Genomic DNA, 20,250 nt, shown 5'->3' with positions numbered 1-20,250 from the left:
CCTGTACGAAACCGGGTGGCGCAGGGCTTCAGCCCTGCGGTCCAGCCCGCCCAAACTCTCCAGGGCTTTAGGCCCTGAGGTACCTATGCCGCAGACCGCCGCTTATTTCTTCTCCGTCACGATCTCGGAAAAATCCGCGATCGTGGAAAACTCATCGCAAAGAGCCTGCAAAAGACCTAAACGATTTTTCCGCAGCCGATCGTCGTCGACCATCACCATCACGTCATCGAAATAAGAGTCGACGATCGGGCGCAGCGTAGCTATTGAGTTCAACGCCTCCAAATATTCCCCTTCTGCTTTCAAAGGCGCTATTTGAGATCCGATGCGTCGCATGGCATCAACGAGAGTTCGGTCTTTGGGCTCCAACGCTTCGATCTCATACGGCCTCGCGATGTTCTTTCCCGTTTCCTTCGCTTGCCGCAGGATGTTCTTGATCCGCTTGAACGCCGCCGAAATCGCCTCGAAATCTTCCGACTCGCGCACCGTCGCCACCGCCTGCGCCCGTGCCACTACGTCCACGACATCATTCGCTCCGGCGGCAAGCACCGCGTTGACCACGTCGTAGGCAAACCCCAGCGCTTCGCGCAGATAGAACTCGACCCGCTCCCGATAGAAGGCGGCAAGGGTCGCCAGCAGGTGGGCCCGGCCTTCGCCGGATTGTACCGACACCGTGAATTTCTTCTGCGCCTCCGAACCCGCGTAGCCGGCCAGGGCGTCGCGGAACAGCAATGGCAAGTCCAACGGCAGCTTGTGTTCCGCGATCGTCTTGATGATCCCGTTCGCCTGTCTCCGCAGCGCAAACGGATCCTTCGACCCACTTGGGGTCAGCCCGAGCGCAAACATGCCCGCGATTGAATCCGCCTTGTCCGCGATCGAGATCACCGCGCCCTCGACCGTCCGCGGCACCGCGTCTTCCATGGACTCCGGCTTGTACTGGTCGTAGATGGCGTCGCCGATCGCCGGATCAATTCCTTGCGCCTTGGCGTACAGCCCGCCGACCACGCCCTGAAGCTCGGTGAATTCCTTCACCAGTTCGGTCGTCAGGTCGGTCTTGGCCAGGAGCGCCGCCTTGTGCACGATGCCGGCGCGCAGCTTAACGCCCGCGTCCTCCAGCGTCTGGGAAACCTGGCTCGCCAGCTTCTGCACCCGCACGGTCTTATCGTGGTAGCTGCCAAGGTCTTTCTGGAATGTGACGTTCTTTAGCCAGTCCACGCGCTCCCGCAGCGGATGCTTCTGATCCACGGTCCAGAAGAAGTGCGCGTCGCTGAAGCGTGCCCGCAGTACGCGCTCGTGCCCGTGGCGGACGATGCCCGTCGGATCGCCGGACGTGTTCAGCACCGCCAGGAAATGCGGCGCCAGTTTTCCGTCGGCGTCCTCGACCGCGAAATACTTCTGGTGATCGCGCATCACCGTGACCAGCACTTCTTCCGGCAGCGACAGGAACTCGCGCTCGAAATTCCCCAGGATGACGGACGGATACTCGGTGAGATTGACCACGGCGCCGAGCAGTTCCTTATCTTCTCGCCAGCGCGCGCCCACTATCGTTCGGCAGGCGTCATCGAGCTCTTTGCGGATCAGCGTCAGACGTTCCTCGCGCCGCGCCAATACGCCCGCTTCCTTCAACTCGGCCGCGTACGACGAGGGCGCCTTCACCTCGAAATCGTGCCCTAGCAGACGGTGTCCCTGCGACCTGCGCGCCGCCTTGATTCCCGCGTACTCCAGCGGCACCACGTCATTGCCGAGCAGCGCCACCATCCAGCGCACCGGACGCACAAACCGCTCCGGCTTGCCTTCGCGCCAGTACATGCTCTTCGCCCAGTACAGCGCGTTGATCTCCTGGGGCAACGATGCCGCCAGAATTTCCTGCGCCGTGCGGCCCCTGCGCGCCACCGTCGCCGCCAGGTACTCGCCTTTCGCCGTTGTCACCGTCTTCAGGTGCGCAACGTCAACCTTGACCTTGCGAGCGAACGCCTGCGCCGCCGGCGTCGGCTGACCGTCCTTGTACGCCACTTTCACCGATGGCCCCAGCACCTGCTCCTCCGTGTCCGCCTGCGACTCGAGGATCCCGCGTGCCAGAACGGCGAGGCGCCGCGGAGTCGAGAAGGTGGGTACCTGCGCATCTCCAGGATCGAGGCGCTGATCGACGAGCAGCTTCGCGACGCGCGCCCCGAGCTCGGTCTCAGCGCCATCGATCATGCGCGCCGGGATCTCTTCCAGCCCGATCTCAAGAAGGAAGTCAGCCATCGTACAAAGTGGTTATTGTCGCACTTGCCTTACAAGCTTCGCGTGACGCAGGTCACATCAGTTTGTAGCTGGCGGCGCCTCTTGGTACCCAGTCTCCGTTGATCACCCCATGCCAACGGTCAGTGTCCACCGGCTAGGCTTTCTGCGCCTCCGCCAGTCGCGGTTCGCCGACGGCGCTCGGACTAGGGCCCGCAATCGCTTGTTGCGCCACCCACGCCTTCGCCACCCCGACCGCTAACTGCCGTATGCGCGCGATCACTCCCACGCGCTCCGTCACCGAGATCGCGCCCCGCGCGTCCAAGATGTTAAACAGGTGCGAGCACTTCAGGCACAGGTCCAAGGACGGCAGCACCGGGAATCGCCGGATCTGATCCCGCAGGTGCACCGGAAATTCCTCATCCACGACGCGTTCTTTCTTCCCTGCCTGTTTCTGCTCCCCCATCAACTTGGCGAACTCTGCCAGCAGCTCCTTGCACTCGTCTTCGAACAGCTCCAGGTGCTTCCACGCGCGGTCCACGTCCGCCAGCTCGAAGTTATACACGGAGTACTGCAGCTCGTCGGCGAGCCGCACATCGCCGTAGGTGACCTCTTTGCCCGTCTGCGGATTCCGTGCCCACACGATGTCATAGATGGAATCGACGTCCTGCAAAAAGGCGGCAATGCGCTCCAGCCCGTACGTCAGCTCCGCCGCAATGGGGTCGAGGTCAATCTGCCCACACTGCTGGAAGTAGGTGAACTGCGTGATCTCCAGGCCGTCCAGCATCACCTGCCAGCCGATGCCCCAGGCGCCCAGCGTCGGCGACTCCCAGTTGTCCTCTTCGAACTTGATGTCGTGCTGGTGCAGGTCGATGCCGATGGCCTCCAGGGAGCGCAAATACAGCTCCTGCACATCCTCAGGTGGAGGTTTAAGGATTACCTGTAACTGTGTGTGTTTGTAAAGCCGGTTTGGGTTCTCACCATAACGCCCATCGGCCGGACGCCGCGATGGCTGCACGTACACAACGTTGTACGGCTGCGGCCCCAGCACGCGCAGAAAGGTTTCCGGCGCCATCGTGCCGGCGCCGACTTCCAGGTCGTGCGGTTGCTGCAGCACGCATCCGTAGTCGGCAAAGAAGTTCGACAACCGCAGGACTAATTCCTGAAAGGTAAGCGGGTTCTGTTTCGGCTGTGGCATTTAGCTTTTAGCTGCTAGCTTGAGGCTTGTGGCTTCGAGCTAGAAGCTAAGAGCTAACAGTTATTGCAATTTGTCCAACATCGACGCGGTCACCAACTTCTTCTCGAGGTGCCGTTCCAAAATCTGGATCAAGAACTTCCGCAAATCCGCCGCTTTCGACTTCGGCCACACCTGCTGCGCCATGATATCGACCGGCGTGCGGAACATTTCCGCGGCCAGCGCGCGCGATTCCGGCGTCATCTCCGAAGAGGCCAGGCGCTTGTCGCCCGCGCACATCAGGCCGTCCACCAGCGCGTGATAAAAAGCGCGGCTGCCGTTCAACGTGTGGCCGCAAACCACGCACTCGCCGAGCTCCGGGAGAAATCCCGCCAGGCGCGTCAGCCATAGCTCGAAATAGGTCAGCGGCATCCAGATCGCACCCACGCGCAACGACCGCAGCACCGAAACTGTCAGCCGGAACAGCGCATCGTTGGCCTCACGATCAGGGAGCAACTCGTCCAGCAACTCCGCGACGTGTCCCAGCGCCACGGCGCGCGCATAATCCACTGCTGTCGTCAGTGGCGAGTCCAGGATCTCGCAGGAATCAATCCGCGCCAGTTCCTGCCGCTCACGGTCCTCGTAATACAGCTTGACGCAGGTCAGCGGCTCCAGCGCGCCTCCGAAGCGCCGCTTCGATTTCTTCGCCGAACGCGCCACGCCGCGCACTTTGCCTTCCGCGCGCGTGAAGAACGTCACCAGCAGGTCGGCTTCGCGCAGCGGATAACTGCGCAGCACCACCGCCTCGGAATCCTTGAGCGGCATACGGTCCTGCTTGCAACGGCGCTATCGAGCGAAACCATCATTCTAAACGAGCGCGGCGTTCGCTGCTAGCGACGCGTGTGAAAAAAAGGGACCAAGAACAAGACGGCGCGCCCTCTGCAGGAAGTGCGCGCCGTCGCGAACCCGAGAAAAAACTCGCCCTACGCCGGGGTGCGGCCGTAGTAGGCCGCATTGCGCTCGGTAAATTGCTTCCACTTGTCCGGCAGGTCATCGAGCGCGAAGATCGCCGACACCGGGCATACCGGCACGCAGGCGCCGCAATCAATGCACTCCACCGGATCGATGTACAGCATCTCTTCACTGGCGTGCGCCGGTTCGTCCTTCTTGGGATGGATGCAGTCCACCGGGCAGGCATCGACGCAGGCCGTGTCCTTGGTGCCGATGCAGGGTTCCGCAATCACGTAAGCCATCTGTTCTCTCCCCCTCGCTCCAGGGTGTACCAAAGAATCTATCTGAACCGGCGATTTTAGCCAAGTCCCACCCGCTCCAGCCAACCTATCATGGTGGCGCCCCAGCCCCGGCTCGCCGTGACACAGGTCCACGCTGGGATCAGGCCGTAACCGCCTCTCGCTCCTGCGCCGGCTCGTACTCGGTGATGTAGCCGGCCACGGCACTGGCCGCCACCGTCAGCGGACTGGCAAGGTACATCTGCCCCGGGCCGCTGCGTCCAGGAAAATTGCGGTTCTGCGCGCTGATCACGATCTGGTCGGGGCGCGTCGAAACTCCGGGTCCGGCATTGATGCAGGCGCCGCAACCGGGCTCGATGACGATGGCGCCCGCCTGCTTGAACACCTCCAGGTAGCCCTGGCGCACGCAGTAATCGCGCGTCTCCTGCGAGCCGAACTGGATGTAGAACTTCACCGAATCAGCCACTCGCTTGCCCTGCTTCAGCGCGTCGGCCAGCACGCGCGCGTACATGTCCATGTCTTCGTTCTTGCCGGCGGTGCAGGTGCCGCCGTAGGCGATCTCGATGGGCACCGGCGTGTTCAAGTCGCGGACAAATTTGCCGTTGCCCGGATCGCCCGGCGTCGCCACCATCGGAGCAATGTCTTCGGCATTCAACTTAATGACGTGGGAATACTGGGCGTCGGGTTCGCTGTTAAGACCCTCGATGAGCATTTGCGCCTGGGCGCGATCCATGCCACGGCGCTCGACCAGGAATGCAACCACCTTTTCATCCGGCGCCACAATTCCGGTGAAACCGCCAATCTCGGCCGCCATGTTGGTGAGCGTGGCGCGCTCGTCAACGCTCAATTCCTCCACCGCTTCGCCGGCGTATTCGATCACCTTCGCCAGCGCCTTGCCGCTGCGCACGTAATCCATGGCGAGAAGGGCGAGGATAAAATCCTTGGCGGTGACGTTCGGCTTCCGTTTGCCGCGGATGACAACCCTCACCGATCCCGGCACCTTGACGCGCACGTCCTTGGTGATCCAGGAATTGAACACGTCGGTGGTGCCGATACCGAAGGCGATGCAGCCCATCGCGCCGACATGCGGCGTGTGCGAGTCGGAGCCTACGTCCACCTGCCCCGGCAGCGCGTAAGTCTCCAGCATCACCGAGTGGCAGATGCCTTCGCTGCCCTTGCGGTCTTTCAATTCGCCATGCAGTTGTATGCCTTGGTCTTTCGCGAAATCCTGTTGTTTGAACTTGAGCTGCGTCGCCAGGTCGAGCAGGCCCATTTTGCGCTTCTCTTCCGATAAGACTTCGTCGAGGAACGTCAGATGGTCGCGGAAGAACTTGATGGTGTCCCGATCGTTCACCGGCACGCCCTTGCCGACGAAGTGCTCGTAGAAGATGGCCGCCATGGGCGTGACGTACTCGTGCGAGAAGCGCAGGTCCACGCGGGTGAAGCCGGTATCGCCCGGCTTGACCGCCTCGACGCCGACCCCTCCGTCCGCGTTGACCATGTGCCTGGCGAATATCTTTTCCGACACGGTCATTGGCCGCGGCTTGGTGGTAATCGGCGAGAAGAAAACCTTGCCCTGCATGCGGGCGAGGTTGAACGGGAACAAGCCGCCGTACTCGATCACCTGGCGCGTGATCTCGTCTTCGCCCTGGGCGAACGCGGACAGTGGAATCTCCTCGCCGCGGCGGATGCAGTCAATGAGCGAAAAATCGGTGGACGTGAGCACGCCCAGGTTCTGGCAGTTCTGCTTGTAAATGCGCTCGATGTTCTCCGCGATGACGAGCTGAATTCCGGCGCAGCGCTCAGCGTAAGGCGACTGCTCGCGGCTGGATCCCTTGCCGCGGCGCTTGCCGCTCACGGCAGCCACGAACCCGCCTTGTTTCACGTCGCCGCGGCGGATGGGCGTGTCATTTCCTTGCCCGGCTCCGCTGGTTCCGCCGGGGCCGCATCTCAGGCCGGTGTAGGGGAACTCGCCGAGCGTCTCGTCGAAGAAAAAGCAGATGTGGGCGGGCGTGATCTCGTCGGTGGAAATGTCGTCGCGCAGCTTGGGATTCTTTTCCGGATGCTCGGTGTCCCAAGGCAGGTCCCAGCCCGCAAGCTGTCGCCGGATAAGCTCGGGGTCTTCGGTGAGAAACAGGATGCGCCCCTGCAACCGCACGTGCGGAGGACGCTTTTCAATCTTGCGATCCAGGAGCGACTTGATCACGGCTTCCACCCTCGGCGATCGTAAACCCCGTTATTCTAATTCTAACCCCCGGCTAGGTCTTGCGGCGGGAGCCGTGCTATAGAGTACCTGCACGCGGTCCGGCGCACTTCCCATCACACGGCGACATTTGGATCACTTGGCGAGAATCTCTAACGCAAAGCCGACAAAGGCCAAGATGGTCGTGAACCACGCGTCCGCCGAGCACGATCAGAGCGACACGGCAGCGCGGAGGTGGCTGGTGTTGATGGTGATGGCGTCGGCCGCGATCCGCGCCGTGCTGTGCGTGCGAGGCGGGCAGTTTTTCTGGGTTGACGAGGGGCGTATCCAGCGCTCCTGGTCACTCCTGAAGCACGTGGGCCATCCGCTGACCACGCTGGACACCCTGGTGCGCAGTTCCGACCATTGGTTGTTCAGCGTCGTCGGCACCGTGCCGGCGACGGCGCAATACGTGGTCATGCGTCTGCGAGGCGGGCCGGCAGTCCCGAGTTTTGCTGACATCGCGGCGGGCAGTTGGATTTCTGCGCTGTGCTTTTCACTGTCCGGCCTGGCGTGCAATGTCCTGGTGTACGCGATCGCCCGCCGGAGCGGCGCGGGCCGGGCGGAAGCGCTGCTCGCCGCTTTCCTGATGTTTTGCTCCACTTCGGCAACCATCTACTCGCGCCATCTGTTGCCCTACGACACGTCGCTGGCATTTGCCCTGCTCGCGCTCTGGCTGGGAATGAAGCACGAGGCAGGCATCGAACGCTCTGTGCTGTGCGGATTGGTGGCAGCCGCCGCGTTCGGCGTTTACAACGGTTACTGGCTATTAGCAGCGGTTGTGCTGGGGGCGCACCTGTTGTGGCCGGGATGGTCGCCGCTGGTGATGATCCGGCGAGCGCTCGCCGCGGGGATCGCGTTTACATTGCCGCTGCTCGTGCTGCAAGTAACGTCGTTGCTCCGGATGCTGCCGCCGTTCTTCGATCAGCAGCGCCAGTTTTCGCGAACCGTGACGCAAGGCTCCTACGCCGAAGGATGGTCCCTGCCGTGGGCATATCTGTGGCATTCCGAGCACCTGCTGCTGGTGTTGTGGCTGGTGGGCTCCGCCGCGCTCGTGGTCATGGTGGTTACCAACTGTGAATTCCGCCGACGCGGCATGGCCTGGCTGGCTATGCTGGTGGCGATCTACGCCGGTTTGGTGGTGAGTTCGGTCGTACTGGGAAAGTTTGTCGTGTACGGCCGCAACGCGCGCGAGATGGTACCCTTCCTCTGCCTGGCGACCGCGCCGGTGCTGGCGGCGGCACTGCGCCGGGGACCCAACCGGCGTGCGGCCGCGGTCTGTCTGTTACTGGTGGCGCAGTTTTCGTGGAACCTGCGCCGACCGCTGACGCAGCGTTTCCCCACCCAGGTGAGCCGTCTGGCTGCGGCCTATGTGCCGTTGCGCCATGCCAGCAGCTTCGGCAAGGGCGCGCTCCTGATCGGCGATTGTCGCTACCACAATTCCGCCCAGGTAGAGGGCGAAGCGCGCTACGTGCTGATGAACACCTGCTTCGCGATTCCCTTCGTTGCAGGTCCCGCGGCGCCTGCCGGGCGCGTGGTCTTCCGCTACCCTCACCCGTTGCAGTACAAGCCCTACCAGTACGAGGGCTACTCGCCTCGGGACCGCGCGCTGCTGCGCTCCCTTGACGTTTCCATGCGGCTGATTGACACAGGGGCAATGCCAACGCGCTAGGGAAGCTCTGATCAAGCCGTCGCCGGTCCCTCAGCGGCTGAAGCCGTACTCTTTGTACGGCATTTGCGGACGGCCTGAAGGCCATCCCCTTCAAGAACCGGGGTTGATCAGACCCTCCCTAGCCGTCGCGGTGCACGGTCTCCATGGAAAAAGCGGGCAGGCAGACGGCGATGTACTCGGCGCCGTCGGCTTCCGGCGTGGAGTAGCGCACCCATTCTCCGCGGTGCGCGATGACCGCCTGGCCGGCGCGGACCTCAAGGTGGCCGCCCTGGTGCTCGACGCGCAACATGCCGCGCAGCACGATGGTGTACTCGTCGAACTCAGGCGTCTGGCCCGGCTCCTGCCAGCCCGCGGGACTGCGCATGTGGGCGACACTGACGGGCGCGGTCCGGGAATTGACGCGTCCGATGTATTCGTCGATGAGTTTGGGCTTGTTGCCGGCGGCCCGGATGCGGGTGGGTTGACTTACCAGCGTAGGCATAGGTGGTCAGCATACATTTCGCTGACGGTAACTGGTGCGTTCAACCGGCTTACTCCCGCTTGCGCCCGGCAGCGTACTCCATCGGACTCGGCAGTGGTTCCAACCCGCGCCCGGCAAGAGTGTCTTGCACGCTGGCAACGAAATCAGCGTGGACCAGACCATTGCTGGCGAGCGTCTCGCGGCTGTCGAGGCGCCACGGCCCGCCGTTCATGACGGTAAGTTTTCCGCCGGCTTCTTCCACCAACAGCGCGCCGGCAGCGGTGTCCCAGGGATTGAGATTGAATTCCCAGAAGGCGTCCAGGCGTCCGCAGGCCACGAAGGCCAGGTCCAGCGCCGCCGATCCAGCGCGGCGCACGCCGTGGGTCTTGAGCGTGATCTGGTGATAGAAGTAGATGTTCGGATTCTGGTGGCGCTTGTGGCTGGGAAACCCGGTACCGCAAAGGCACTCGGCCATGTTGCCGACCGTGGAGACATGAATGCGGCGCTGGTTAAGGTAGGCGCCGCTGCCCTTCTCCGCCGCGAACAGTTCGTCGCGTGTGGGATCGTAGATGACGCCGGCAATGCGCTTGCCCTGGTGCGCGAGCGCGATCGACACGCAGAACACCGGAAAGCCGTGCGCGAAGTTAGTGGTTCCGTCGAGCGGATCGACGTACCAGCGGTAGTCGCTGCCGGTTTCGACGCGCGCGCCCTCTTCACCCACCAGGTCATGGCGTGGCCAGCGGGCGCGGATGCGGTCGGTGATGAGGGCTTCGGTGGAGCGGTCAGCCTCCGTCACCAGGTCCACGTCGCCTTTGTATTCGAAGCCAACCCGCCGGCGGAAGTGGGTCATCAGCAGCGACCCGGCCTCGCGCGCGATGTCGGTGATGGCGGGAACGAATTGGTCGGTGGAGTTCAAGCAGGCGCTGGTCGATGGTCTATGGTCGATGGCCCGGCAACGTGGAAGTATGGCATGAGTTGCTCAACTTGTGAGAAAGAAGGTGGGCCCGAAACATCAGAGTGGCCGCAAACCACCATCGTCTAACCGCCATCCGCCGCTTTTCCCCGCTTTTGCTGGCTGCCGTCCTCGGCGATGTACATGATCTCGTGCTTGAAGATGAACAGATTGGGTGCGCCTTCGCGGGTTAGGCGGATCATGTTGCGGTCGTAGTACTCGATCCAGCCGCGCACGATTTCGCCGTCGAGCAGCTTCACCTGGACCGGGCGCTGCTTTTCACCGAGCGATTTGAGGTAGGCAGCCTCTTCGGAAGTCTCTTCCGGAGGCGGGGTCTTCGCTTTTTTCAACGGGTTGGAGATGCCAGGAATGCGAAATGCCATGAGGTATTGTACACGCGCAGGTCGGCGGTCGGCAGTCGGCAGTCGGCAGTCGACGGCCAGGGATAAGCTTTCGATGCGGGATCAGCAAGCAATCTGCTGTGGCCATCGACCGTCGGCCATCGACCATCGACTACTTGAATTTCGACGTGTAGTAGCCGCTGCGGTGGCGCGCCTTCAGACCCTCGGTGCCGGGGCCTTTCAGCTCGACTTGGACTTTGCGGAAGTCGGAGTCAGCGATGCGCCGCACTGGGTAATACGCCAGCAGGTACTGCGTGCGGAGTTCTTCGCTGATCTGGCGGAAGGCTTGGTCGAGTCGGGGCAGCGTGTCGGCGTAGAAATACTTGCCCCCGGTATCGCGGGAGAGTTGGATCAGGGCGTGCTCACCGCCAAGGTCACGCCCGGCGCTGGCCTCGATGGGCACCACGATGACCGAGTACACGGTGGCTTCGGCCTGCTGTGCCGCCCGCAGTGCCTCCTGGTAGGACGTGTTGCTCATGGTGTCGCCGCCATCGGTAATGATCACCATGATCTTGCGCCCTTGCCGCTTGTAGAGGGCGTCGGCGCCAAGGTAGATGGCGTCGTACATGGCGGTGGCGGAGCCCACGTGGACGCGGTCGATGCCGGCATCAATGCGCTTGAGGTCGGCGGTAAACGGCACCAGCTCTTCGACGATTTCGCTGAACTGGTAGAGAGCGAGCGAGTCCTGCGGACGCAGGATTTCGTGGGCGAAACGGCGCGCCGAGGTCAACTCCAGCTTCAGGTCTTTCTTCGTGCTCAGGCTGGCATCGATGGCCATGACGATGGAGAGTGGAAGTTGCGATTCGCGGCTGAAGACGGAGATGGTTTGTGGAACGCCATCTTCCATTAGCGCGAAATTATCCTTGTTCAGGGTACGGGCGGGCGCGCCGTTGGCGTCGGTCACGGTGGCGAACACGTTGACCAGCTTGACGTCAACGCTGATGGCGGGCTCTTGCTCGTCTTTTTGCGGACCCTCGGTGGGCATGGCGGAGGGCGCCGGCAGCGCGACGGCCAGCAGAAGTACAACGGCCGCGAGACGACGAAACGTCGTAGTGGTGCAGATCGGTAAGATGGGGAGGCACGGGGTCGGCACGATTTTTGTTCTGCTTTCCTCGGTGTCCTCTGCGGCTAAGCGCTTCGGATCTCCGGCGGGAAGGGCTCGCCGTCGGCCCAGACCGCGCCGTCTTCGAAATATTCCTTCTTCCAGATCGGTACCGTTTTCTTCAGCGTGTCGATCAGCCAACGGCAGGCGCCGAAGCCTGCCGCGCGGTGCGCCGAGCTGACTACGATTGCCACGCTGGTTTCGCCGATCTGCAAGCGTCCCAGGCGGTGCACGATGGCGAGGTCGCGCACCTTGAACTGTGCCAGCGCCCGCGCCGCCAGGTCCTCGAGCTGCTTGCGCGCCATCGGCTCGTAGGCTTCGTAATCGAGATACAGCGTGCGGCGGCCACGGCTACTGCGGCGCACGATGCCCTCGAACACCACCGCCGCGCCATCCTCGGGGCGCTTCATGCGCTCGGCGAGCGCGGCGGTCTCGATGCGCTCCCGGGTAAGTTGAACCCGGCCTTGGGTCACGGGTTTCGCGTCGGTGCCGCCGCTCACCGGGGGCAGAAGTCCGACCTCGTCACCATCGCGGAGCACGGCGGTGGGCGCGGCATACTCCAGGTTGAGCGCGACGGCAATCGATCCCAGCAGGCCTTTGAGCTTCGCGTCTTGCGCGTAGTGCGAGAGCAGGTTGCCGATGGTGGCGCCATCGGGCAGCGACACGTCATCGCTCGCCTTGCCGGCGACTTCCTTCAGCATTCCGAAAAAAAGTACGCGGACCTGCATCGAAAAAGTGGCGAGAGGTTAGTGGCCGGCTGCCGGCACCTGCGCCAGCTTTGATTGTAATGGAAGCGGCTCAAAAACCACGTTGGCGTCGGTGCACTGAAAGGTGCGCGCGACGCGATAATTCGCCTTCAGCCCCTGCAACATGCCGGCGGAGAAGCGCTCGACGCCGCGTTGCAGAGCATCGGATGATCGCGTGTAGTCGCGGCGCGTGACCACCATGTCAAACCAGCGCGAGCGCAGGCGCGGCTCCATGACCTCATCCGGCCATGTGCCGTGCATCACAATCTGGCTGTACACGAACGGGTCCAGCACCCATACGGTCTTTCCGCCTAGCAGCAGCGCGCTCACGTTTTCTGACAGAGCACGGTCGCCGCGATGGCTGCGGACGTATGCGTAGGCCTGCGGACACTCCTGCAAGCCGTTAGACCAGTCAAACATGGACTGGGCCGGCCAGACCCACATCACCGCCAGCCATGCGGTGAACACGACCGCCGCCGACCGCGCGCGCCGCACAACCTCCCAGCCAAGGCCGGCGCACAAACACAATGCCGCCGCCCACTCCAGGAAATGGTTCCAGCCGGAGCCCTGCTTGCCGGCGGTGATCGCCGTCACTGTCGCCAGCAGAAACCACCAGCCGGCGAGCGACAATTGCTTTTGCCGTAACTCCCAGATAATGCGCACCGAGGCGAGCGCGAGCAGTGGCGCGGCTCCGATCGCCAGCCGGGTGATTCGCAGCGCGTATCCGTTCCACGAAAACGGGTCGGGATGAGTGAGGAACAGGTGTTCGGCGAAGAATCCGCGCGTGAGCCATTCGGCGACCGCAAACGCGGCCACACCCAGGACAGCACCGAAGCCGGCAAAGCTTGCCGCCTCGCGCCAGCGGCGCCGCGCCACCAGGTACAGCGTGCACGCCGCGGGCGCGGCCAGCAGGCTGTGCTTGCAGAAGATGGCAGCGACGAAGAGCACTGCCGATAAGACCAGGCGGGAATTTGACGCAGAGGACACAGAGGATTTCTTCTCTCTTTCTTCCTCCGCGTCCGCTGCGTTCTCCGCGACCATTTTCTGGGAGAAGACGCACAGGCCGCCGACGCTCAACGCCAACCCGACCAGGTCCACGCGCAACACCGCGCTCAGTCCCACCACCAAAGGGAGCGCAGCGTAGGCGGTGCCGAAGATCACCCCAGCCCCGAGGGAGCACGTGCGTGTTGCGATGGCCAGCGCCAGCAAAATGCAGATCGCGACCACGGCAGCGATCACTAGCAGCCGCGGCGCCAGCAGCGAGACGCCGAACAGTTTTACCGGGACCGCAAGCAGGTAGTAGCCCACGGGGCCGTAGGGATCGATGGCGTTGGGGAACGCGCGCGGATCGGGATACGGGGTAAGACCGTGGGCGATGCGCACCAGCGTGGCCAGCACGTTGCCTTCGCCGTAATCGAACTGGAAAGGAGTCAGGACACTGGCACGCATGGCGATCGCCGCGCCGATCAACCGCCAGGCCACAAATGCCGCCAGCGCCAGCTCGCATCCGATCACCCAACGATCAGACCAGCGCGCGCCTCTCTCGGCCAGCCGCGCACTCTCGCCGTTCTCCATTGCACGTGTTGCTGCAGGCTTCGCCATTGATCGGCCCAAGGCTAATGCTAATCGCTGATTGCCGATTACTTCCTCTCAAACATAACGCGCGCATCGGTGCAGCCGTACATCTGCACCACCCGGTAATTCTCGGCGATTGCCTTCACCGCACGGGAGGAGAAGCGCTCCGCCCCGTTTCTCATGAAGCTGGGATAGGCCGGGTAGTTCCACTGCGCAACAATCAGATCAAACCGGCGAGCGCGCACCATGCGTTCCAGCCCTGCGTCGGGCCATCCGCCGCGCATCACCAATTGGGTGTACACGAACGGATTCGAAACCCAGACCGTCTTGCCCGCCAGCACCAGCGCGCCAACGTTTTCGGAAAGTACCTGGTCCCCGGGATATTGCTTGACGAAGGCGTACGCTTGCGAGCAGTCCTGTACGGTAGCGTAGGGATTGAAGGGCAGCGAGCGCTCGCGCCACAGGAAGATGCACAGCCACGCCGTCGCGGCCAGCCCCGCCACGGTTGCGAGCACGCGTGGCCGGATTCGCGTGAGCTTCGTCCAACCAATTCCCGCGCACAGACACAGCGCCGCCGGCCACTCCAGAAAATGATTCCAATTGGAGCCCACCTTGCCCGCCGTGACCGCCGTGCCGCTGGCGATCAGCAGCCAGAGCGCGGGTACGGAGAGGCTGCGCTGCAGAAGTTCGGGGATCAGGCACGCCGCCGCCAGCACGGCCAGCACCCGGCACATGGCGATGATGCCGGTCATGCGCACAAGGTAAACGTCGGTAGAGAACAGGTCGGCATGGGTGCGAAACAGATGTGTGAGGATCGTGCCTCGCGTGGCTGCCACCGACAGCAGCAGCAGCGCGGCCGCAAGAGCGGCGGCGAAACCGGCGAACCAAGCCGCCGGCTTCCATCTCCTTTGCGCCAGCAGGTAGAGGAAGCAAGCCGCGGGCGCGGCAACGTAGGTGTACTTCACAAACAGCGCGGCCACGAACAGCGCCGCCGATGAAAACCAAGGCTTAGCCACAGAGGACACGGAGGGAGAAAAAGCATTTCCGATTGTCGATTGTCGATTGTCGATTTTGTCGGATTTGGTGACGCCATCGACGACGGATGCCCCTTTGCCCTCTGTGTCCTCTGTGGCTAAGCCCCGGATAAAGAGGTACACGCCCGTCGTACTCAGTGCCAGCGCAAGGAAATCCACGCGCAGCACCGCGCTCCAGGACTCCACCACCGGCAGTGTTCCATACATCGCCCCAAAGGCCAGTCCGGTGAGCGCCGAACCTGTCAGCCGCGCTACGGTCAGGCCGACAAAGCAGCAGATCGCCGCCACGCAAGCCACGATCACCAGCCGCGGCCAGAGAAACGAAACGCCGAACAACTTCACCGGCACGGCCAACAGGTAATACGCCACCGGCCCATACGGGTTCAGGATGTTGGGAATGGCGTGCGGATCGGGATACGGCGTGAGGCCATGTGTGATCCGCACCAGCGCATTGAGGATGTTGCCCTCTTCATAGTCCACCTGGAACGGAAGCCCGACGTGGCGTCGGATGGCCTCGGCGTGCACAGCGAGGTCGCGCACCACCCATCCCAGCACCAGCAGTTGGCAAAGGACAAATGGAATCCGCTCGCGCGTGATCGGCGGTCGCGGCTGCGCGCCGGCAAGATCCGCCTCAGCTTGGGCTTGTTCCGGGGCCTTGGTGAGCAGCATGTAAGTGAAACACTAGCACAGAAACAGTCGATGGCCGACGGTCGATGGTCGATGGCCGATCGTCGTATGCGGCGCCCTTCAAATATCAAATTTACATTGGCCCATGTCACTGCTCCGGCCTTGTGCGGCGGGGTACAATTGGCGGCATCCTTCATTGCAAAGCAGCGAGAGGCGGCCATGATTCGACAGCTCGCCGCATACACAATCCTTCTCCTTTTGTTACTCAACTTCACATCGGCCCAATCGCAGGAAAATTCGAGCCCGTCCGAAGGCCAGCGATTGTATGAACAGGCCATGAACATGATTCGCGGCAGCAGCTTTAACCGCAACGACCGGGATGCGATCGAACTGTTTCGCCGATCAGCGGACACAGGCTACGCCCCGGCACAAGTGGCGTTGGGTTACATCTACGAATCAGGATTCAGCGTCGCCAGCGAACCGAGGAAGGCGATGGATTGGTACCAAAAGTCAGCGCAGCAGGGCGATCCGCTGGCAGCGTGGCTGCTGGGGCGAATGATCTACCAGGGTGTTGTACCGCCGCTGGGGGTCAATGACGCCATCCCATGGCTGCAGAAGTCCTCTGACGCGAACAACCCGTTCGCGCAATTTCTGCTGGGCTGGATCAGGCTGGAAAAGAACGATTACGGGAAAGCGGCAGAGTTGTTTCAACAGGCGTCGCAGCAGGGCCTTCCGCAAGCGCAGTACGAGCTCGGGAAGCTTTTGGCAAAGGGCCGGGGCACGATCAAGCAGGACAAGGTCGAGGCTTACATTTGGCTAGTGATGGCGGGCGACGCAGAATACCAACGTTATCCCGAGCTGCAGTCGCTGGAAACTGAGTTGGGCAAGGTACGCGTGGAAGAGGCCAAGACGGAGGTTCGCCGGCGCGAAAGAGAATCTGCGCGTACAGTGATCGCGCACGGCTGCACCGGATGGGACGGCGAGTTTGACCGCGTTCCGTCTCCGCCGCCCCTCGACAAGCAGCAGTTCTGCCACTAACGATCGCAGACAAGAACGGGCGGCGTCTCGCAACGCGGCCCGCTAACTCCTAACCCCTGCTGTTAATTCGCCGACACGGGGACGCCGCCGCTCAGCACCTCGTCGCGTTTCTGCGCGTCCTGTTTCTCCTCCGCCTTGCTGGTGGGGAGAGCGACTTCCAGGACTTCGTCAATGGTGGTGACGTACTTCACGTCCACATTCTGCAACTGCTCCGGCGTCAGGTCTTCCTCGACGTTGGTCTTGTTGTCCGCCGGGATAATTACGGTCTGCACGCCGGCGCGCTTGGCGGCGAGAAACTTCTCCTTGATGCCGCCGATGGGCAGCACGTTTCCGCTGAGTGTGATCTCGCCGGTCATGGCGGTCAGCGGCCGCACCCGGCGCTCGGTCAGCAGTGACACCAGCGCGGTCGTCATGGTAACGCCCGCCGAGGGCCCATCCTTCGGGATGGCGCCCGCCGGCACGTGGATGTGGATGTCGTGGTCCTTGAACCAGTCCTCGTTGACGCCCAGCTTGCCGGCGTTGGAGCGCACCCAGGTAAGCGCCGCCTGCATCGACTCCTGCATCACCTGGCCGAGCTGTCCGGTCATGGTGAATCCGCCTTTGCCCTTCATCTTGTTGGCTTCGACGAACAGGACGTCGCCGCCGGTCGGCGTCCACGCCAGTCCCACCGCCACGCCTGCACGCTTGGTCCGCTCGGCGATCTCGGTGTCCACGCGAATCTTTTCTCCGCCCAGGAACTCGCGCACCACCTCCGGCGTCACCACCAGCTTGTCGTGCTTGCCTTCGGCGATGCGCCGCGCCTTCTTGCGGCAAATGGTGCCGATGTTGCGCTCCAGATTGCGCACCCCGGCCTCACGCGTATAGTGCCGGATGATGTGCCGGATGGATGCTTCCGGAAACTCGATCTGTTCCGGCGTAATGCCGTTCTCGTCGGTCTGCCGCTTGATGAGGTAGCGCACCGCAATGTGCACCTTCTCGTCCTCGGTGTAACCCTGGAGTTCGATGATCTCCATGCGGTCGCGCAGCGGGTCCGGCACCGGATCGAGCTGGTTCGCGGTGGTGATGAATAGCACCTTCGACAAATCGAACGGAACGTCCAGGTAGTTATCGCGGAAGGTGTAGTTCTGCTCCGGGTCGAGCGTTTCCAGCAGCGCCGACGCCGGATCGCCGCGGAAGTCGCGTCCCAGCTTGTCCACCTCGTCCAGCATGAACACCGGGTCATTGGTTTCCGCCCGGCGGATGCCCTGGATGATCTGACCCGGCAGCGCACCGATGTAAGTGCGCCGGTGGCCACGAATCTCGGCCTCGTCGTGCACCCCGCCCAGCGACAGGCGCACGAACTTGCGTCCCAGCGCCCGCGCGATGGACTTGCCCAGCGACGTCTTGCCTACACCCGGGGGCCCGACAAAACACAAGATCGGCCCTTTCATCGAGGGCTTCAGCCGGCGCACCGAGAGGTAATCGAGGATTCGGTCTTTGACCTTCTGCAGGTCGTAGTGATCGGTGTCCAGGATGTCCTTCGCCTTGAGGATATCCACTTCCACGCCCGAAGACTTGTTCCACGGCAGCACTGCCAGCCACTCGATGTAGTTGCGGGTAACGCTGTAGTCGGCCGCCATCGGCGACATGCGCGACAGCCGCCCCAATTCCTTCAGGGCTTCTTTCTTGACGTCGTCGGGCATGCCGGCCTGTTCAATCTTCTGTTTCAGGTCTTCCGAGTCGCGCGTGGTCTCGTCGGACTCGCCCAGTTCCTTCTGGATCGCCTTCATCTGCTCGCGCAGGTAGAACTCGCGCTGCGTCTGCTGCACCCGGTCCTGCACTTCGCTCTGGATCTTGTTGCGCAGCTGCATCACTTCCAGCTCCTTCGCCAGGTGCTGGTTGATCTTGTCCAGACGCGAACGGACGTCGGCGGTCTCCAGGATTTCCTGCTTGTCGCGGGTGGACAGCGTAGGCAGTGAGCTGGCGATAAAGTCCACCAAACGCCCGGCCTCCTCGATGTTCATCGCGACCGTGGACAGCTCGTCCGACAGTGTCGGCGATCCGGCCACGATCTGCTGGAAAAGGGTCAGCACATTCCGCTGCAGCGCTTCTTCCTCCGACCCGTTTCTTGCCGGGATTTCCGCAATGGTCTCGACACTGGCGCGCATGAACGGCGTCAGTTGCGAGTATTCCTTTAAGTGCACCCGGTCCAGGCCCTCGGCAAAGACAAACAGGCTCTGGTTGGGCATTTTGACGACCTTGTGCACCACCGCCAGCGTGCCGATGGCGTACAGATCCACAGGTTGCGGCGAATCTACCCTCGCCTCGCGCTGCGCGACTACGACGATGGTTTTGTCCTCGCCCAGCGAGTTGATCAGTTGCACCGAGCTCTCCCGGCCCACCGTCAACGGCAGTACGGCATGAGGAAAAAGCACCGTGTCGCGTACCGGCAGCACGGGCAGATTTCCGTTCTCCTGCCCACCTTCTGCGGGAGTGCCGTGGCGCTCTAAAGTGCGCGTTTCATTAGCCATATGACTCCCTTGAGTGTATGATACTCAACTTTTGATGCCGCCCCTGAGAAAAAGATTCGTGGCCGGTTAAGAACCTGCCCACCGACCTCTGCCAACGAGACGGTCTCACCTGCCCTGGATTCGACTCTCGGGCAGCAGCTCCGAAAATGACACTTGCCAACACTAACCGCTGGCCGCTAACCGCTGGCTTTGTCGAAGCCCGGATTCTACTCCCGGCCGCCTCCTGCGGCAACGTATCCAAAGTGCGATTTCTGATTCCCTTCCCACCTTGGAACGACTCCCGCTCCGATGCTTGCAAGCTCCTTGTAAGTGTTGTGGACACGCCACTGTCGATCGCGCCAGGCCCTTGCCGAGTGCAGTCTGCTCCCACGGCTGCCACGCCGCGTCCCTGTACGGCGGCACGCGAATTCGCGACAGGCGCAGGCAAGGATCATCCTGCCGCTTGCGAAAACGAAGTATGTCACTGTTTGTCAGTAGATTACGTACACTTGTTGCCGCCGCTAGACTGGTCAAGCCTGTTCCCGAATCCGAGTATCAGGGACGAAATTGACATTGACATCGCCGACGCGTCATAGTACTTAGTTGAACGGTCAATTCAATGTATGATGCAAGCGCTGCTCGCGACAAGCCCCGTCAGCCGCCGGAAGCGGTTTCGACGCGCGAACGCCTGCTTATAGCCGCCATGGAACTGTTCACCACGCAAGGATACGAAGCCACCAGCGTCGCCGAGATCCTCAAGCGCGCCGGCGTCAATAGCGGCAGCCTGTACTACTTCTTCGACAACAAGCACGACCTGCTGGTGGCGGGACTGGAGTTCTTCAAGACTCTGCTGTACCCGGTCGTGATGGAGCCGGCATTCGTTCGCGAGGTCGATCCCATCGAGCGCATCTTCGCCGTGCTGGCCGACTACCGCCAGCGGCTCATAATGACTGACCTCGATTACGAATGTCCGGTGGGGAAACTGGCGCTGGAGGTGGCACGCCATTCGCCCGCGGCTCGCGAGAAGATCGCGGAAAACTTTGCTGCCTGGCGCGACCATATGCGCGACTGTCTCGATGAGGCGGCCGACCGGCTGCCCGCCAGCATGGACCGCAACGCTTTGGCCACCTTCATCCTGACCACCATGGAGGGCGCGGTGATGCAGGCGCGCACACACCGTGACATATCGTTTTACGATGCTTCGATCGCGAATCTGCGGACGTATTTTGGGTACTTGCTGACAGAAGTACGGTAGCCATAGCCGACGG

General features: G+C 62.5%; 16 protein-coding genes. 3 read left to right on the top strand and 13 right to left on the bottom strand.

Annotated elements, in window-relative coordinates; all coding sequences use genetic code 11:
• Positions 1 to 102: 102 nt before the first annotated feature.
• From glyS to LAN64_03320, 5 genes are all read right to left on the bottom strand, one after another.
• A complete protein-coding gene (glyS, locus tag LAN64_03340; GenBank protein MBZ5566865.1) occupies positions 103 to 2,244 on the bottom strand; it encodes a glycine--tRNA ligase subunit beta in 2,142 nt (713 codons plus the stop codon).
• 133 nt (positions 2,245 to 2,377) lie between these two features.
• Positions 2,378 to 3,418: a glycine--tRNA ligase subunit alpha gene (locus tag LAN64_03335; protein MBZ5566864.1), complete on the bottom strand. Its 1,041-nt coding sequence runs from the start codon at positions 3,416 to 3,418 to the stop codon at positions 2,378 to 2,380.
• 60 nt (positions 3,419 to 3,478) lie between these two features.
• Positions 3,479 to 4,219 carry a DNA repair protein RecO gene (gene recO / locus LAN64_03330; GenBank protein MBZ5566863.1) on the bottom strand — a complete coding sequence of 247 codons (741 nt, stop codon included), beginning with the start codon at positions 4,217 to 4,219 and terminating at the stop codon, positions 3,479 to 3,481.
• A gap of 158 nt (positions 4,220 to 4,377) precedes the next feature.
• Positions 4,378 to 4,647 carry a ferredoxin family protein gene (locus LAN64_03325; protein MBZ5566862.1) on the bottom strand — a complete coding sequence of 90 codons (270 nt, stop codon included), beginning with the start codon at positions 4,645 to 4,647 and terminating at the stop codon, positions 4,378 to 4,380.
• A 139-nt stretch (positions 4,648 to 4,786) separates the two neighbouring features.
• Positions 4,787 to 6,802 (bottom strand): 3-isopropylmalate dehydratase, encoded by a 2,016-nt coding sequence (locus LAN64_03320; protein ID MBZ5566861.1) that lies wholly within the window; start codon positions 6,800 to 6,802, stop codon positions 4,787 to 4,789.
• Positions 6,803 to 7,031: 229 nt separating this feature from the next.
• On the opposite strand from LAN64_03320, the gene LAN64_03315 reads away from it, so the two are divergent.
• Positions 7,032 to 8,558: a hypothetical protein gene (locus LAN64_03315; GenBank protein ID MBZ5566860.1), complete on the top strand. Its 1,527-nt coding sequence runs from the start codon at positions 7,032 to 7,034 to the stop codon at positions 8,556 to 8,558.
• 118 nt (positions 8,559 to 8,676) lie between these two features.
• Here the strand turns inward: LAN64_03315 and LAN64_03310 are convergent, their stop codons facing one another.
• The 7 genes from LAN64_03310 to LAN64_03280 form a co-directional block, all read right to left on the bottom strand.
• Entirely contained in the window at positions 8,677 to 9,039 is a 363-nt protein-coding gene (locus tag LAN64_03310) for a cupin (GenBank protein MBZ5566859.1), read from the bottom strand.
• A gap of 49 nt (positions 9,040 to 9,088) precedes the next feature.
• Positions 9,089 to 9,868, bottom strand: a complete 780-nt coding sequence (locus LAN64_03305; GenBank protein MBZ5566858.1) for an inositol monophosphatase — start codon at positions 9,866 to 9,868, stop codon at positions 9,089 to 9,091.
• A gap of 188 nt (positions 9,869 to 10,056) precedes the next feature.
• Entirely contained in the window at positions 10,057 to 10,353 is a 297-nt protein-coding gene (locus LAN64_03300; GenBank protein ID MBZ5566857.1) for an RNA chaperone Hfq, read from the bottom strand.
• A gap of 130 nt (positions 10,354 to 10,483) precedes the next feature.
• Positions 10,484 to 11,464: a VWA domain-containing protein gene (locus tag LAN64_03295; protein ID MBZ5566856.1), complete on the bottom strand. Its 981-nt coding sequence runs from the start codon at positions 11,462 to 11,464 to the stop codon at positions 10,484 to 10,486.
• Between the two features lie 35 nt (positions 11,465 to 11,499).
• Positions 11,500 to 12,201 carry a molybdenum cofactor biosynthesis protein MoaE gene (locus LAN64_03290; GenBank protein MBZ5566855.1) on the bottom strand — a complete coding sequence of 234 codons (702 nt, stop codon included), beginning with the start codon at positions 12,199 to 12,201 and terminating at the stop codon, positions 11,500 to 11,502.
• An 18-nt stretch (positions 12,202 to 12,219) separates the two neighbouring features.
• Positions 12,220 to 13,821 (bottom strand): hypothetical protein, encoded by a 1,602-nt coding sequence (locus LAN64_03285; GenBank protein MBZ5566854.1) that lies wholly within the window; start codon positions 13,819 to 13,821, stop codon positions 12,220 to 12,222.
• Between the two features lie 38 nt (positions 13,822 to 13,859).
• Positions 13,860 to 15,497, bottom strand: coding sequence for a hypothetical protein (locus LAN64_03280; protein MBZ5566853.1), 1,638 nt, complete (start codon positions 15,495 to 15,497; stop codon positions 13,860 to 13,862).
• Between the two features lie 30 nt (positions 15,498 to 15,527).
• Here LAN64_03280 and LAN64_03275 point away from each other — a divergent pair, with 30 nt between their 5' ends.
• Positions 15,528 to 16,493 (top strand): sel1 repeat family protein, encoded by a 966-nt coding sequence (locus LAN64_03275; protein MBZ5566852.1) that lies wholly within the window; start codon positions 15,528 to 15,530, stop codon positions 16,491 to 16,493.
• 62 nt (positions 16,494 to 16,555) lie between these two features.
• Here the strand turns inward: LAN64_03275 and lon are convergent, their stop codons facing one another.
• Entirely contained in the window at positions 16,556 to 19,003 is a 2,448-nt protein-coding gene (lon, locus tag LAN64_03270) for an endopeptidase La (GenBank protein ID MBZ5566851.1), read from the bottom strand.
• Between the two features lie 598 nt (positions 19,004 to 19,601).
• Between lon and LAN64_03265 the strand changes: the two genes are divergently transcribed.
• Entirely contained in the window at positions 19,602 to 20,237 is a 636-nt protein-coding gene (locus LAN64_03265) for a TetR/AcrR family transcriptional regulator (GenBank protein ID MBZ5566850.1), read from the top strand.
• Positions 20,238 to 20,250 lie beyond the last annotated feature (13 nt).

The sequence above is a fragment of the Terriglobia bacterium genome (assembly GCA_020073185.1).
Lineage (GTDB): Bacteria > Acidobacteriota > Terriglobia > Terriglobales > Acidobacteriaceae > JAIQGF01.
The sequence above is the reverse complement of the archived record's forward strand: the minus strand, read 5'-3'. Positions and strand labels throughout refer to the sequence as shown.